The sequence below is a fragment of the Flavobacterium humi genome (assembly GCF_004745595.1).
Lineage (GTDB): Bacteria > Bacteroidota > Bacteroidia > Flavobacteriales > Flavobacteriaceae > Flavobacterium > Flavobacterium humi.
The window spans coordinates 233,736-249,843 of sequence record NZ_SRLH01000004.1 but is presented as its reverse complement, the minus strand read 5'-3'; the positions used below and the strand labels follow the sequence as shown (position 1 = coordinate 249,843).

Annotated in this window: 8 protein-coding genes and 2 tRNA genes; 5 read left to right on the top strand and 5 right to left on the bottom strand. The window is 42.5% G+C overall.

Annotated features, from left to right (window positions below; all coding sequences use genetic code 11):
* Position 1 precedes the first annotated feature (1 nt).
* Genes E4635_RS08740 through E4635_RS08730 form a run of 3 tightly spaced genes read left to right on the top strand, consistent with a single transcriptional unit; the run spans position 2 to position 9,732 of the window.
* Positions 2 to 2,278, top strand: a complete 2,277-nt coding sequence (locus tag E4635_RS08740; protein WP_135526254.1) for a choice-of-anchor L domain-containing protein — start codon at positions 2 to 4, stop codon at positions 2,276 to 2,278.
* Between the two features lie 36 nt (positions 2,279 to 2,314).
* Entirely contained in the window at positions 2,315 to 7,324 is a 5,010-nt protein-coding gene (locus tag E4635_RS08735; protein WP_135526253.1) for a T9SS type B sorting domain-containing protein, read from the top strand.
* Positions 7,325 to 7,353: 29 nt separating this feature from the next.
* Positions 7,354 to 9,732, top strand: a complete 2,379-nt coding sequence (locus E4635_RS08730) for a T9SS type B sorting domain-containing protein (protein WP_135526252.1) — start codon at positions 7,354 to 7,356, stop codon at positions 9,730 to 9,732.
* Between the two features lie 153 nt (positions 9,733 to 9,885).
* Here the strand turns inward: E4635_RS08730 and typA are convergent, their stop codons facing one another.
* Complete coding sequence (typA, locus tag E4635_RS08725; RefSeq protein ID WP_135526251.1) at positions 9,886 to 11,685, bottom strand: translational GTPase TypA; 1,800 nt, start codon at positions 11,683 to 11,685, stop codon at positions 9,886 to 9,888.
* A gap of 192 nt (positions 11,686 to 11,877) precedes the next feature.
* Here typA and E4635_RS08720 point away from each other — a divergent pair, with 192 nt between their 5' ends.
* Positions 11,878 to 12,639, top strand: a complete 762-nt coding sequence (locus tag E4635_RS08720; protein WP_135526250.1) for a DUF5995 family protein — start codon at positions 11,878 to 11,880, stop codon at positions 12,637 to 12,639.
* Between the two features lie 90 nt (positions 12,640 to 12,729).
* Here the strand turns inward: E4635_RS08720 and rpsT are convergent, their stop codons facing one another.
* From rpsT to proS, 4 genes are all read right to left on the bottom strand, one after another.
* Positions 12,730 to 12,981, bottom strand: coding sequence for a 30S ribosomal protein S20 (gene rpsT, locus E4635_RS08715; protein ID WP_135526249.1), 252 nt, complete (start codon positions 12,979 to 12,981; stop codon positions 12,730 to 12,732).
* A gap of 157 nt (positions 12,982 to 13,138) precedes the next feature.
* Positions 13,139 to 13,210 (bottom strand) — tRNA-Glu (locus E4635_RS08710).
* A gap of 30 nt (positions 13,211 to 13,240) precedes the next feature.
* A tRNA-Glu gene (locus tag E4635_RS08705) sits at positions 13,241 to 13,312 on the bottom strand.
* A gap of 83 nt (positions 13,313 to 13,395) precedes the next feature.
* Positions 13,396 to 14,874, bottom strand: coding sequence for a proline--tRNA ligase (gene proS, locus E4635_RS08700; RefSeq protein WP_135526248.1), 1,479 nt, complete (start codon positions 14,872 to 14,874; stop codon positions 13,396 to 13,398).
* A gap of 101 nt (positions 14,875 to 14,975) precedes the next feature.
* Here proS and E4635_RS08695 point away from each other — a divergent pair, with 101 nt between their 5' ends.
* Positions 14,976 to 16,049 carry a hypothetical protein gene (locus E4635_RS08695; protein WP_135526247.1) on the top strand — a complete coding sequence of 358 codons (1,074 nt, stop codon included), beginning with the start codon at positions 14,976 to 14,978 and terminating at the stop codon, positions 16,047 to 16,049.
* Positions 16,050 to 16,108 lie beyond the last annotated feature (59 nt).

Here is a 16,108-nt window from a genome sequence, read left to right as displayed (position 1 = left end):
TATGAAATCAGGTTTACAAGTATTCTTTTTAAGTGTCGTTTTATTTTTTTCCGAAGGCTTAAATGCCCAATATATCACTATTGACGAATCCTATACTGCCCAGCAGTTGGTGCAGGATATATTGGTAAACAGCGGTTGTGCTTCCGTGTCTAATTTTTCTGCTACCGGCGGGAATTTTAATGACGGTTCCAAAAGCTATGCCTATTTTACCAATGCATCTTCCAGCTTTCCGTTTACAAACGGTATCGTATTGGCAACGGGGAAAGCTTCATCCGCTCAAGGGCCTAACACCTATATTTCTGACGATGGCGGAAGCATGGCCTGGCCTGGCGATCCTGACCTGGAACAGGCTTTAGGACTTAATAATACGGTTAACAGGACGGTTTTGGAATTTGATTTCATCCCTCAAACCGATAAAATCAGTTTTGATTATATTTTCGCTTCGGAAGAATACCATGACAATGCCCAATGCCGATATTCCGATGGTTTTGCCTTTCTCTTGAAAAAAATAGGCAGTACCGCTCCGTACCAAAACCTGGCGGTGGTTCCCGGAACTACTATTCCCGTGAAGGTAACGTCTGTACACCCGGATGTTCCCGGTAGTTGCGCTGCACAGAACGAAAGTTATTTCGGCAGTTACAACGATGCAAACCATCCTACCAATTTTAACGGGCAAACAGTTGTCATGACAGCTCAGTCTGATGTAGAAATCGGCCAGGCATACCATATAAAATTAGTAATCGCCGATGAAGGCAATTTCCGGTATGATTCTGCTATATTCTTAAAAGCCGGAAGCTTCCAAAGTGCTGTAGATTTAGGACCGGACAGGTTGATTGCTACAAACAATCCTTATTGCTCGGGCGCTAGTGTTACATTCAATGCGGCACAATCGGGAACGAATACGTACAAATGGTTTAAAAATGGCATCGATACGGGTATTACAACCCCAACGTATACCGTTACGGACAATACAAACCCCAATATGGTAACTTATTCTGTAGAAGTTACCATAAACGGCACCTGTACTTCAAGCGGAGAAATCAAAATCCAATTTGCAGATTTACCGGTCCTGGCAAACAAAACGTTAGTGCAATGTGATGATAACCACGATGGGATTTCGGTTTTTAACCTAAACAATGCCTACTCCATAAGCGGTGTCACGTTCTTCGAAACTTTCACAAATGCGCAGAATAATACCAATCCGATACAAAATACAGCTGCCTATCAAAATACGGTAACGTCTACTGTTTACGCGAAGGTGAGCAATGCTTACGGATGCGTTACAATAGCAACTGTAACCTTACAAATAGCCAACAACAGCATTCCTGCACAAAACGATATCGAAGAATGCGACCAGGACGGGCAATTGGACGGAGAGACGTCATTTACTCTCCCGGTACAATTGACAGGGATTCCGGCCGGCTTGACCGTTAGTTATTTTGCTTCGGTTGCAGATGCGGTGCTTCAGGCGAATCCTTTAAGCAGCCCTTACCGGAATACGACTCCGGATCTTCAGATTATTTACGCCAGGGTAATCAACGGCCCTGATTGCTATGGCATTGTCCCGATCCGTTTGGTTGTGCACACGTTCAATCCTCCTTATTTTGAAGATGTTACGGTTGGGATTTGTTCCGGCAACATTGTAACTTTGAGTGTAAACAATGGATTTTCAACCTATACCTGGAGCAACGGGGATACCGATGCGCAAACTGATGTGTCTTCGGCCGGGATTTATTCTGTTGAAGTTACCAATACCGACGGTTGTAAAGCTGTTAAGGAATTTACGGTCCAGGCCTCAGCTCCTGCCTCTGATATTGATGCGGTAATCGAAGAATTCCAGGGAAATGCCAATACTGTTTTAATTACCTATACCGATAATGGCGGGAATTATGTTTTCTCTATGGATGGGGCCAATTACCAAAACAGCCCTTATTTCACGAATGTCCCTGCGGGAGAATATACCATTTCGGTCAAGGACCTGAACGGTTGCCTTCCTACTCCTTCAAAAGTAATTTATGTCCTGGATTACCCTGCTTTTTTTACCCCAAACGCAGACGGGATACACGATATATGGGCCATCAGGAACGGCCAGCTTAAACCCGGCACGATTATTTCGGTTTTTGACAGGTTTGGAAAACTGATCAAACAATTCAACTCCAATTCATCAGGTTGGGACGGTACTTATAACGGGCAAAAGCTCCCTTCTGACGATTATTGGTTTACCCTGGATCTTTCAAACGGAAATATTATAAAAGGGCATTTCTCGCTTAAGAGATAAATCCATATATTTGGAGGCATTTTTTATATTTTTCCCATGAAAATAAAATTACTCCTGCTCTCACTATTTGTAAGCATAACCTGTTTTTCGCAATTTAGTAAGACGCATTATATACCGCCATTGTCAAATTCTGACAGCCAGGAACCACAGGGCCAGTACCTATATATTTCCTGTCCGAGCCTGACTCCGGTAAATTACAAGATAATTGCCATAGGCGGAGGTATTGTAACAGGTGTGGTTTCGAGGGATTTACCTGCAAAATTCGAGATCGGTTCCGGTTTCGACACACAATTATTAGTGAATGCGAGCGACGTAGGTTCAGTAAGAAACAATAAAGGATATATTGTCGAAGCAGAAGACCTTGTCTATGTGACGGTCCGGCTTACTTCCACTCCACTTAATTATCAGGCCGGAGGATTGGTTTCAAAGGGGCTCGCCGCGCTTGGGACACGATTTAGGGTGGGCGCTTTTATTAATACGGGAGTGGCCAACACGAGCGACAACCATTATACTTTCGCTTCTATTTTAGCTACGGAAAACAATACGGTGGTTTCCTTCGGGGATATTAAGCCGGGCGTTTCCCTTGTTAACGATGCCGGATCTGGAAATACGCCTGCAAACGTTACATTAAACAGCGGGGAAAGTTATGTCATCGCTGTTCACGGTCCGTTGGATGCAAACCGGGACGGGCTTATCGGGGCCTCCATCACTTCCAATAAACCGATTGCCGTAAACTGCGGTTCATTTGCAGGAAGCAACGGTACGACTTCCAATCTTGATTTGGGTTTTGACCAGATCGTATCGGCCGAAAGGACCGGGAAAGAATACATTTTTATCAAAGGAAACGGGCAAGATGTGACCGAACGTCCGTTAATTATCGCCAATGAAAACAATACCGAAATATATTTAAACGGAAGCGCTACTGCTGTCGCAACACTTAACGCCGGCGAATACCTGGCTTTGAGTGGTTCGGATTTTTCCGGTAACGGGAATTTATACGTACGGACTTCCAAAAACGTCTTTGCCTACCAAGGCATCGGAGGAACATCAGACCAGGCCAATCAGAACATGCATTTCCTGCCGCCTTTGAGCTGTGAAACCCCTAAAATCATCAATAATATTCCTTTTATCAATGAAGTTGGTGGTAATTTGGTCAATTTTAACGGAACGGTATGTATCGTTACCGGAACCGGGGCCACTTTAAACTTTATCATTAACGCGGTCAATTATACTTTGGCTTCATTGCCTACGGCCGGTATTACTGTTAATGGTCCTTTCGCTGTAAATGGTAATCCGAACTACCAAACGTATACCTTTGAAGGGCTAACGGGCAATGTATCCGTATTCTCATCAGAATCTGTGTATCTTTCTTATTTTGGGTCGAGCGGTGCCGCTACCTATGGCGGTTTTTATTCCGGATTCACATTTAAACCCGAAATCGCATTTAATAAAATTGCAACCACTGCCGAGAATTGCATCCCTAACGTAAAACTTGCTGTAAACAACCTGACTGGTTTTGATGTTTTCCAATGGTATTTTAATGAAACAGCCATTCCCGGTGCGGTTTCAAACGAGTACAACCCAACCCAGCCGGGCTATTACCATGTAAAAGCCACTATTTCTTCTTGCGGGACAAGTCTTGAATCGGACAGGATCCCCGTAAGTGATTGCCCAACCAACCTAGATGGCGACCTTGCCAATGATAATATCGACATAGATGACGACAATGACGGGATAACAAATTGCACGGAATCCTTTGGCAGTCAAAACATTAACCTTACCAATTCTGCAGCAGGCATCGTTACTGCCGGAACCTATTCCAATACATTTTCAGGTACGGTAACCAATTCCGTTCCTGCTGCAGCCACACCTTTTACAAGTAATGCTGACGGGAGTTTTATTATGGAAATGCCTGCAGGAAAAGGGTATTACGTTGCTTATAACCTGAATTTTGCACAACCGGCCAACATCAGCCTGGAATATCCGGCTGTTGCCAATGCTGCCGATTTGTTGAATGCCAATGCCGAATATGTGGTCAATTCCGACACCAACAAAACGATAACTGTTTTAAACCCGACCAATCAGTTATTGATTGACACCAATTATGATGGAATTTACGAAAGCGGCGTCACTCAATTTTCTTCTTTTGAAATCCGCTTCAGGCTCAATGGCAATGTCCCTCTTGCTGCCGGGACCGGAACATTCAAATTCCAGTCGTACCAAGTTTCAAATTTCAAAATCACCCATAAGAACCTGTTGGATTCTGCCGGGAATAAATCTACTTTCAAGTTTGTCGCTACTTGCATCCCTAACGATACCGACGGTGACGGGATTCCGAACCAACTGGATACAGATAGTGATAACGATGCCATTCCGGACAGTACGGAAGCGCAGGTCAATGCAGCGGCAGTATTTGCCAATACCGATACCAACCTGGATGGCCTTGACAATGCTTATGAACCTGGAATAACACCGATAGATACCGATACCGACGGTGTGCCTGATTATCTTGATACAGACAGTGATAACGACGGAATCTACGATCTGGACGAATCAATTGCCGATACTGATGCTGACGGTATAAAAAACTACCGGGAACTCGATAGCGATAATGACTTGTGCAACGACGTAGTGGAAGCTGGTTACCTGGACCCTAATGCCGATGGCTTGTTAGGCAACAATCCGGTGACCGTAAATGCGAATGGCCAGGTAACAAGCGCTGCAGGCTATGTGGCCCCTAACAATAATTATACGATTGCGGCTCCTATAGCCATTACTGCCCAACCGGCTGTTTCTCCTATTTGCGAATTGCAGAATACTTCAATTACAGTAGCAGATAATGGCGGGAATACGTACCAATGGGAAGTTTCTGCAGATGGTGTGCTCTGGAATCCTATCGCAAACGATGCGACTTATTCCGGCGCTACGACAAATACGTTAGCCGTTACAGCTGCTACAAATGCCATGAATGGTTACAAATACAGGGTTCGACTAGACAAAACAGGAAATTCCTGCGGATTGCTTTCTGCCGATGCCACGCTGACCATCTATCCTTTACCGGTCGTGAATGATGTGACGATTGTCCAATGTGACGACGATCTTGATTTGATCACTTCCTTTAACCTGACCATTAAAAATGATATTATCTCGGCTAATTTTGCCGCGGAAACCTTTACCTATTACAAAACGCTTGCCGGTGCAAATACTGCAGATCCTGCTCAATTGATTGCCAATCCGATCGCTTTTGTAAATACCACGTCTCCTACCCAGGTTTGGGCCCGGATCGTAAATGCCAACGGTTGTTTTAACGTAGCCAAAATCAATCTGGTTGTTTCGGTTTCGAATATCCCGCAAACATACAGCTATGTGATTCCTCCGGTTTGTGATGACACTTTAGCACCGGATGGCACTGTATCAGGAGACATTGCTATCAACAGAAGGGACGGCATCGCTACTTTTGATTTTGCTGTTGCAGAAACAGATCCGGTTAACGGTATATTGCAGCAATTGCCACCGCCTGCTTCTAATTATGTTATCAAATATTACAAAAACGAAACCGATGCGCTGGCTATCCAAAATGAAATCACAAATATTTCGAACTATAGGAATAATTGTACCGGATGCCAAAACCAGCAAGATATCTGGGTTCGTGTTGAAAATGTCATCGGTGAAGGTTGTTTCGGCCTTGGCCCGTTTATCAAACTTGCCGTAGAAGCATTGCCGAAAGCAAATCCGGTAACGATCCAGAACCAATGCGATGATGATCATGACGGTATTTTAACCTTCAATACGGCCACACTTGAAGCTACTTTATTAGGCAGCCAGTCGTTAGCCAATGTGTCCGTTACTTATTTCGACCAGGCCAATAATCCGTTACCGAGCCCTTTCCCTGCTACTTTCACAACAGCAACACAAACAATAAAGGCAAGGCTGACCAACAATACGCCTCAAGCCTGTTATGATGAGACAGCGATAACTTTTACAGTCGATGCCACGCCACAGGCTTTTGCACCAACAACTCTAATCGCCACAGTTTGTGATGATGAAGCAGATCCTGTATTGCAAAATGGCAGCTATCCTTTTGCTACGGCAACAATGGAAAGCGAAATCATAAATGGCCAGACAGGCGTAACAATTACTTATATTGATGCTTCCGGAAATCCTTTAACGGATGCCGTCGGAAATCTTATCGTTAGCCCATTCCCGGCAGTGTTTATGTCGCCTACACAAACCATCAGGGCGATTGTCCGCAGCAATACCAACAGTAATTGTACTGCAAGTATTGCCATTCCTTTTGTAGTGAATCCTGTCCCAAACATCAAGTTGCTCGACGACAAGATTATATGCACCAACATCCCATCGTTTTCGGTAACCATAGATGCAGGTCTTTTGGACCCGAATTCCCAAAACAATTACAACTATAACTGGAGCCTGGACGGCGGCGCAACCCCGGCTGTTACCACTTACTCGCAAGTAGTAAGTACCACAGGTGTTTACACGGTAGAGGTGGAAGATAAAATAACGGGTTGTTCCCGTACACGGACCATTACGGTAGCCCAATCAGATGTTGCCACGATCCTTCCTGCTGACATTGAAGACCTGGTAGATGAAAATACCGTAACTATAAATATTTCCGGTCCTGGCGACTACTGGTATAGTTTGGATGAGGAATTCGGGCCGTTCCAGCAAAGCAATATTTTTACGGAAGTAATTGCGGGAATCCATACGGTCTATGTAAAAGACATCAACGGGTGTGGGACGGTTTCTAAAGAAATTTATGTTTTGGGCACACCAAAATTCTTTACGCCAAACGGCGACGGGATACACGATTTCTGGAATGTACAAGGCATCAGTGCGCAATCGAATGCCAATACGGTCATTTATATTTTCAATCGTTTCGGGAAATTGTTAAAGCAGATTACGCCATTAGGAGCAGGATGGGACGGGACTTTCAACGGAATCCAAATGCCTGCTGATGATTATTGGTTCACTGTAACCTTCGAAAACGGGCGTACCGCAAAAGGGCATTTTGCCTTAAAACGATAAAAAAACACATTCAAAACAAAACACATTACATGTCATTCCATACATCATTATATTATCTCATCCTTCTCCTTCTGGTTTCCGTCCAATTTGCCTATTCCCAAAATGACTGTACAGATGCTTTAGTGGCCTGTGGCAACACAAGCTACAACAATTTGTCTATAACAGGAGCCGGTGTCAATGAGCTTTCGGGCATCAATACCTGCAGCGGAGGAGAAAACAATACGCTCTGGATAAAGGTAAACATCAAGACACCCGGCACATTAGGATTTACGCTTACGCCGGAAAGGGCCAATCTTAACATCGATTTTGATTTTTATGTTTTCGGGCCGGACGCTACTTGTGGAAATTTAGGCAGTTCCATACGTTGTTCGACCACGAATCCTTCCGATGCGAATTCCACCAGCAATATAACAGGAATGAATGGTACCGAAACCGATACTAGTGAAGGTCCCGGCCCAGATGGGAATAATTTTGTGCAATGGTTGGATGTACTTGCCGATGAAACGTACTACATTGTCATTGACCGTTTTGTAGGAGAAACGAATTTTTCAATTGAATGGACAGGAACAGCGACTTTTAACCAGCCACCGTCATTCAGCAACACCACAACCGGAACGACTCTGAATCTTGAAAGCTGCGATAATGGTGTACTTGGAGACAATAAAGCTACCTTCAATTTAACCGCCAACGAATCTCTTGCTATTGGTACCCAAGCGAACATCATAGCTACTTTCCATACTTCTGAAAACGACGCGATTACCGGTCAGGGTGCTATTCCCAACCCCAACAATTACGAGAACACGGCAAACCCGCAAACGATATACATCCGGCTGGAAAACACTATTACAGAATGTTTTTCAACATCAGAATTCACCCTGAAGGTCACTCCTTTTCTAACGCCTGATCCTGTAAATATAGCGGAATGTGACCTGGACAATGACGGATTTGTAACCTTCAACCTTGCTGCCAACAATACCGGTTTAATCAACGGGAACAGCGATATCGTGGTGAGTTACCATCCTTCGGCCAATGATGCCGTGGTACTGCCAGCTTCCTACACAAACCAAGCTGCTTTTACCAATGAGACAATATGGGCAAAAATCCGTAATACGGTAACCGGTTGCTATACTTACAAACCATTCGATATCATTATCAAAAAAATCCCAAATACAACTCCCGTTACTCTTACCCAATGTGATTTCGAGTTGTTCCCTGACGGTTTAACCACTTTTAACCTGGCGGAAGCCAATGCTGCTTTAACAGCCGGGGATGCTAATTTGTCTACACAGTTTTTCCGGAATCCAACCGATGCCCAAAACGGGTCAGGCGCCTTAAGCAATGATTTTGACAATACTTCGAATCCTCAGGTCCTGACGGTAAAAGTAACAGACAATACCACTCAATGTTACAGCTTTACACAACTAACACTGAACGTCAATACCAACCCTACGATAACAAAAACCCTTGAGGTTTGTGATGATGCAATAGAAGACGGAGTGGCTGTTTTCAATTTAGCCGATGCCGGTTTTGAAACTCCGGGAAATACCGTTACCTATTACCTGGCTTCCGATGATGCTTTGTTAGAACAAAACCAAATTACCACATCGCAATTCAGCAACCGGGCCATTTATGCCCGCATCGAAAATGGGAACAATTGCGTTGGAATAAACATTATCAACCTTACGGTAAACCCGTTGCCTCAATTTACCCTTGAGAACAAGGATATCCTTTGCCTGAACAGGCCGACAATTCCTGCAAGGGTCACGACTGTCATTGGCAATCCTTCCGCCTATTCTTTCCTTTGGACGCCAAATGGAGAAACTACGGCTACCATAGACGCTTTTGCGCCGGGAACCTATTCGGTTACCGTGACTGATCTTGCCTCGCATTGTACCAAAACACTTTCGACAGAAGTAATCGCTTCTGATATCGCCACCATACTTCCGGCAACGATTATCGATTTGGAAGACAATAATTCCATAACCGTCAATACTTCGGGAATCGGGGATTATCAATACAGCCTTGATGATGCTAACGGCCCTTTCCAGGACAGTAACGTATTTTCTAATGTAGCGGCTGGAATCCATATTATCTATGTCCGTGACACGAAAGGATGCGGAACTTCAGAAAAGCAGGTAAATGTTTTAGGAGCTCCACAATTCTTCACGCCAAACGGGGACGGAATCCATGATTTTTGGAACATAAAAGGTTTAAATGCTGCTTCAGATGCAAAAACCGTCATTTTTATCTTCAACCGTTACGGAAAACTGCTCAAACAGATTTCTCCAACCGGTAAAGGATGGGATGGGACTTTTGGAGGCACAGCTTTGCCTGCCGACGATTATTGGTATACCATTCAATTTGAGAATGGCCGAAGCGCCAAAGGGAATTTTACTTTAAAACGATAATGACTTATTATATAAATTCAAAATCAAGCCCGGCAACAGCTGGGTTTTTTTATGGTGCTTTCTAAGCCTTTAGCAAAGCCAAACAATACTGGATATAAAATAAAAAACCATCAGTTTTCACTGATGGTTTCTTTTTATATACTATGAAATAGATTACGCTATTTTAAAGCGTTTTCTGTCATTTTCAGTCAAATAGATCTTACGCAAACGCAATGATTTAGGCGTAACTTCCACGTATTCGTCTTTTTGGATGTATTCCAATGCTTCTTCCAATGAGAATTTGATTGCCGGGATAATCCTTGCCTTATCATCTGCTCCAGAAGAACGTACGTTAGATAGTTTTTTGGTTTTGGTTACATTCACAGTCATATCATCGCTACGGCTGTTTTCTCCAATAACCTGGCCTTCGTAGATATCCTCATTAGGATCTACAAAGAATTTACCTCTGTCTTGTAATTTATCGATAGAATAAGGAATTGCTTTTCCATTTTCCATAGAAATCAGCGAACCATTGTTTCTTCCAGGGATTTCTCCTTTGTAAGGTTCGTAACCGATATAACGGTGCGACATGATTGCTTCTCCGGCAGTAGCAGTAAGCAATTGGTTTCTCAATCCGATGATTCCACGTGATGGAATATTGAATTTCACGATCATACGCTCGCCTTTTCCTTCCATACTCAACATTTCTCCCTTACGGACAGAAACGAATTCTACGGCTCTTCCAGACAAATGTTCCGGTAAATCAATCGTCAATTCTTCAATCGGTTCGCATTTAGCGCCGTCAATTTCTTTTATAATTACCTGTGGCTGGCCAATTTGAAGCTCATATCCTTCTCTTCTCATTGTTTCGATCAAAACAGACAAGTGCAATACTCCACGTCCGAAAACCATGAATTTATCTGCTGAATCTGTTTCGCCTAATTTCATCGCCAGGTTTTTCTCCAACTCTTTGGTCAAACGTTCCCTGATGTGTCTTGATGTTACGAACTTCCCTTCTTTACCAAAGAAAGGTGAATCGTTGATCGTAAACAACATACTCATCGTAGGCTCGTCGATAGCAATGGTTTGCAATGCTTCAGGATTTTCAAAATCTGCAACAGTATCACCAATTTCGAAACCTTCGATTCCAACGATTGCACAAATATCCCCTGCAATTACGCTTTCCACTTTCTTACGGCCCAAACCTTCAAAAGTATGCAACTCCTTGATTCTTGATTTGATGATTTTTCCGTCTCTTTTTACCAAAGATATCGGCATTCCTTCTTTTAATTCGCCTCTTTCCAAACGACCAATAGCGATACGTCCTGTAAAAGATGAGAAATCCAAAGAAGTGATCAGCATTTGTGGTGTTCCTTCCGAAACTTTAGGAGCAGGAACATTCTTTAAAACCATATCCAATAACGGCTCTATGTTTTCTGTTTGGTTCCTGAAATCGTCAGACATCCAGTTGTTTTTGGCAGAACCGTAAACAGTAGGGAAATCCAATTGCTCCTCAGTAGCGCCCAATTCAAACATCAGGTCGAAAACTTTTTCATGCACTTCTTCCGGAGTACAGTTTTCTTTATCCACTTTATTGATTACCACACAAGGTTTTAGTCCTAAATCGATAGCTTTCTGCAATACGAAACGAGTTTGTGGCATCGGCCCTTCAAAAGCGTCAACAAGCAAACAAACACCATCGGCCATGTTCAATACACGCTCCACTTCCCCACCGAAATCGGCGTGGCCAGGAGTATCGATAATGTTGATCTTCGTTCCTTTATACGTAACGGAAACGTTCTTAGAAGTAATTGTAATTCCTCTTTCACGCTCTAAGTCGTTGTTGTCAAGAATTAAATCTCCGGTATTTTCGTTTTCACGAAATAATTGACAGTGATACATGATTTTATCAACCAAGGTAGTCTTACCGTGATCGACGTGAGCAATAATTGCAATGTTTCTAATAGATTCCATGTGTATTTTTTTGTGGGTGCAAAAGTACATAAAAAATTACATTAATCATAGTATTGTTTTATGTCTTTAATTTCCAAAGAGATAACTTAACATTTTAGCAATACATATCTTCATATCGGCCACTTGATTTTTCATTTTGAAAGCCTAAAAATTATAGTATATTTATAGTATTATTATACGAATTGACTTACAATGGAATCCAAAACAATACACGAGGTAATCGAAACCCTTAACGGAATTATTGAAGAGTGCAAAACAAACAATTGCCCTTTGGGGTTTTTCGCGGTTTTGTACCGGGAAGTAACCATTAATGTAAAAGAAGGAATCAGCAACAACCGGTTCGAAGACAATGTCCGGATGGAAAAATTAGATGTCTTTTTTGCCAACCGTTATTGCAAAGCGTATTTTGACTTTAAAGAAAATAAAGCCATTTCAAAAAGCTGGAAAGTGGCTTTCGACGCCAAAAACAAGGAACATCATTTGGTGCTGCAGCATCTTTTATTAGGCATCAATGCACATATCAATCTCGATTTAGGCATAGCAACAATCCGGACAATAGGCGATTTTCCGTTGGATGGCATCAAAAATGATTTCGACCACATCAATAATTTATTGTCCGACATGACCGAACAGGTGAAGCAAAAAATGGGAAGCATCTCTCCTGTTTTTAAGATTTTGATGCCGCTGGCCAAACAATGGGACGATAAAATAATCCAATTCAGCATTGAAACCGCCAGAAAAGGCGCCTGGGATTTTGCAGGGCAGCTCAATGGCGACAGGACCAAGGAAGAAAGCATTATCACCGAAAGGGATTATGCCATATCCAGATTGGGAACAGCACTGATAAGCCCGGTCAGGACATTGCAATGGGTATTGAGCATTATCCGTTTTTTTGAATCAAAACCTGTAGGATCGAAAATCGAGATCCTTGAAAGCAAGATACAAGCCGCGTAAAAATAATTCATTCTTTACACCCGGAAAATACAGCATACAAAAAAACCCCTAAAAAAGGGGCTTTCTGATAATTTTTGAACACTTATAATATTACAAAGCAGCTACGTGTCTTGTTAATTTAGATTTTAAGTTACCTGCTTTATTATCGTGTATAATGTTTTTCTTAGCTAATTTATCAATCATTGAGATAACGCTTGATAATTTTGCAGAAGCCTCAGACTTGTCAGTTGCTAATCTTAATGCTTTGATAGCATTACGAGTAGTTTTGTGCTGGTATCTGTTTAACACTCTTTTCTTTTCGTTGCTTCTAATTCTTTTTAAAGCTGACTTATGATTTGCCATTTTACTTGTTTTTTAATTGTAATAATTATTTATAAACTATCAGTTAAAAAAGAAAAACCTCCCACAATTGTTTTGCAATCACTTTGGTTTTAACTAATAAAATAAAAACTTGAGACACTAAGCTTAAATTTTATAAAACTTATTTACAACTAATTTGTAGCCCGTAGGGGAATCGAACCCCTCTTACCAGGATGAAAACCTGGCGTCCTAACCGATAGACGAACGGGCCATCAATAATTTTTTAACTTCAGTATTCTAGTAGCCCGTAGGGGAATCGAACCCCTCTTACCAGGATGAAAACCTGGCGTCCTAACCGATAGACGAACGGGCCATTACATTAATTTTGTAATGCGAGTGCAAAAATACAACTATTTTTTATTCTCGCAATAGCCAACTAATATTTTTTCGATTTTTTTAGTACGCTTTTGCAAAAAGCACTCTTCCAACCGATGGCTTCCCAGTAAATACACAGCTTCCCGCCTCTTCTTTCCTATCTAAGGCAATACAGCGGATTGTGGCTTTTGTAAGCTCTTTAATTTTCTCTTCCGTTTCGGCAGTCCCGTCCCAATGCGCTGCAATAAAACCTCCTTTACCCTCAAGAACCTCTTTAAATTCCTCAAAATTAGAAACTTCAGTAATATGCGTATCTCTATATTGTAATGCTTTAGCAAACAAATCGTCTTGAATCTGGCTTAAAAGGCCATTTACATAATCTGCAATTCCATCGGCAGATTTCGCTTCTTTTGTCAGGGTATCGCGTCTGGCTACCTCAAAAGTCCCGTTCTCCAAATCTTTCGGGCCTATGGCAATCCTGACCGGCACTCCTTTTAGTTCCCATTCTGCGAATTTAAATCCTGGTTTTTGAGTTGTCCTGTCGTCATATTTAACAGAGATCCTCATCTTCCTGAATTGTGCCGCTAAATCATTGGCAACAGCCGAAATCTTTTCAAACTCTTCATCGGTTTTAAAAATAGGCACGATAACCACTTGAATTGGCGCTAAATTCGGAGGCAGCACCAAGCCGTTATCATCGGAATGCGTCATAACCAAAGCACCCATCAAACGTGTTGAAACACCCCACGAAGTTCCCCAAACGTGCTCTTGCTTCCCTTCCTGGTTGGCAAACTTCACATCGAACGCTTTGGCGAAGTTCTGGCCCAAAAAGTGGGAAGTCCCCGCCTGAAGTGCCTTTCCGTCCTGCATTAAGGCTTCAATACAATAGGTTTCTTCTGCTCCTGCAAAACGTTCTGTTTCGGTTTTCAATCCTTTTATAACCGGGATGGCCATGAAATTTTCGGCGAAATCAGCATATACATTCATCATTTTCTCTGATTCGGCAATAGCTTCAGCCTTTGTCGCGTGCGCAGTGTGGCCTTCCTGCCATAAAAACTCGGCAGTACGCAAAAACAAACGTGTACGCATTTCCCATCGGACCACATTCGCCCATTGGTTAATCAGCAAAGGTAAATCCCTGTAAGACTGTACCCAATTCTTATATGTACTCCAGATAATAGCCTCACTGGTAGGGCGGACAATCAGTTCTTCCTCCAGTTTAGCATTAGGGTCAACCATTAGTTTCCCTGGTTTGTCCGGATCGTTTTTTAATCTGTAATGTGTTACAATAGCACATTCTTTGGCAAATCCTTCTGCATTTTTTTCTTCGGCTTCAAACATGCTTTTGGGAACAAACAACGGAAAATAGGCATTGCTATGCCCTGTTTCTTTAAACATCCTGTCCAATTCAGCCTGCATCTTTTCCCAGATTGCATAGCCATAAGGTTTGATTACCATACAACCTCTTACTCCTGAGTTTTCAGCCAAATCTGCTTTAACTACCAGTTCGTTGTACCATTTTGAATAATCTTCTAAACGTTTTGTTAAGTTCTTGCTCATATTGAAAAGTTTGGCACAAATATTGTACCTTTATATTTATAATAAATAGTTCGACAAAACTAACTATTTTTGTATTGTCCAACAATAAAAAACTCAACGATATGAAAACTTATAACTTTTCTACAGGAAATATACTCCTAAAGTCCATTGTTGGATTATTAGGGTTGGTTTCTGTATCATGTGGAACGTATCAGAACAAGTCCTATTATGACAATGACGGGATTTATGGTGGCCAAAGACAGGAAACAGCGGCCGCTACTTCTGATGCAAAAGACAGCAATGTCTCGGAAGCTAACCAGAAATACAAAGAATACTTCGGGTCGAACGCTTACAATTACAGCACTGATACTTCTGAATCTTTCACTGATGTAGATAATTATTCCAGCACCTCCAGCCAGGTCCAGGATCCTGATTCTGAGTCCGAAAACTATGGTGCCTGGGGAACCAATAACGAGAACGTAACCATAAATGTATACGACAACAGTTGGGGCTGGGGCGGTTACAATTATGGCTATTGGGGCAATTACTGGGGCTACAGACCTTGGAGAACAGGCATCTACCTAGGATGGAATTCCTGGAATTACAGCTGGGGCAGCCCTTACTGGGGATATTCCGGTTATTACGGCCCAAGCTGGGGATGGTATAATCCTTATTATTATGGAGGATATTATGGCTATTACGGCTACAACAATCACTGGCACAACCATAACGGCTATTATTATGGAAACGATTATGTTTACAACAGAGGAAGAAGGGGATCTGCTTACAACGGTACCAGATACGGCTCGCAGAACAATTCTATGACCAATAACACTCCGCGGCCAAGAAGCTCTTCTTTTTCTCCTAGAAACAATGATGGTTTCCAAAACCCGAGAACAACGCAGCAACCTCCAAGAAGAAGGGATGTAAGGCCTGAAACATCTTCGGAAAACACCTTTTACAATCCAAGGCCGAGACCTAATAGTTCAGAGTCAAATCCAAGGCCAAGAGGAGAATCAACACCTAGAACCAGGGAATCAAATCCACCTAGGCTGGAGCCTTCAAACAATACCCCTAGGCCAAGATCTGAAAGTTCTTCCCCACGCAGCTCTTATGAATCCCCAAGATCTTCATCAGGCTCAGGCGGCGGTTCCTATGGCGGAGGCCGTTCCGGAGGCGGAGGAAGGAGAGGATAAAAAATAACATTCATAACCTATGCAAATCAGTCCATGTGTTGCATAGGTTTTTTTTGACT

Coding starts and splice junctions, on each gene's coding strand:
- E4635_RS08740 (WP_135526254.1), top strand. CDS start 2: ATGAAATCAGGTTTACAAGTATTCTTTTTAAGTGTCGTTTTATTTTTT.
- E4635_RS08735 (WP_135526253.1), top strand. CDS start 2,315: ATGAAAATAAAATTACTCCTGCTCTCACTATTTGTAAGCATAACCTGT.
- E4635_RS08730 (WP_135526252.1), top strand. CDS start 7,354: ATGTCATTCCATACATCATTATATTATCTCATCCTTCTCCTTCTGGTT.
- typA (WP_135526251.1), bottom strand. CDS start 11,685: ATGGAATCTATTAGAAACATTGCAATTATTGCTCACGTCGATCACGGT.
- E4635_RS08720 (WP_135526250.1), top strand. CDS start 11,878: ATGGAATCCAAAACAATACACGAGGTAATCGAAACCCTTAACGGAATT.
- rpsT (WP_135526249.1), bottom strand. CDS start 12,981: ATGGCAAATCATAAGTCAGCTTTAAAAAGAATTAGAAGCAACGAAAAG.
- proS (WP_135526248.1), bottom strand. CDS start 14,874: ATGAGCAAGAACTTAACAAAACGTTTAGAAGATTATTCAAAATGGTAC.
- E4635_RS08695 (WP_135526247.1), top strand. CDS start 14,976: ATGAAAACTTATAACTTTTCTACAGGAAATATACTCCTAAAGTCCATT.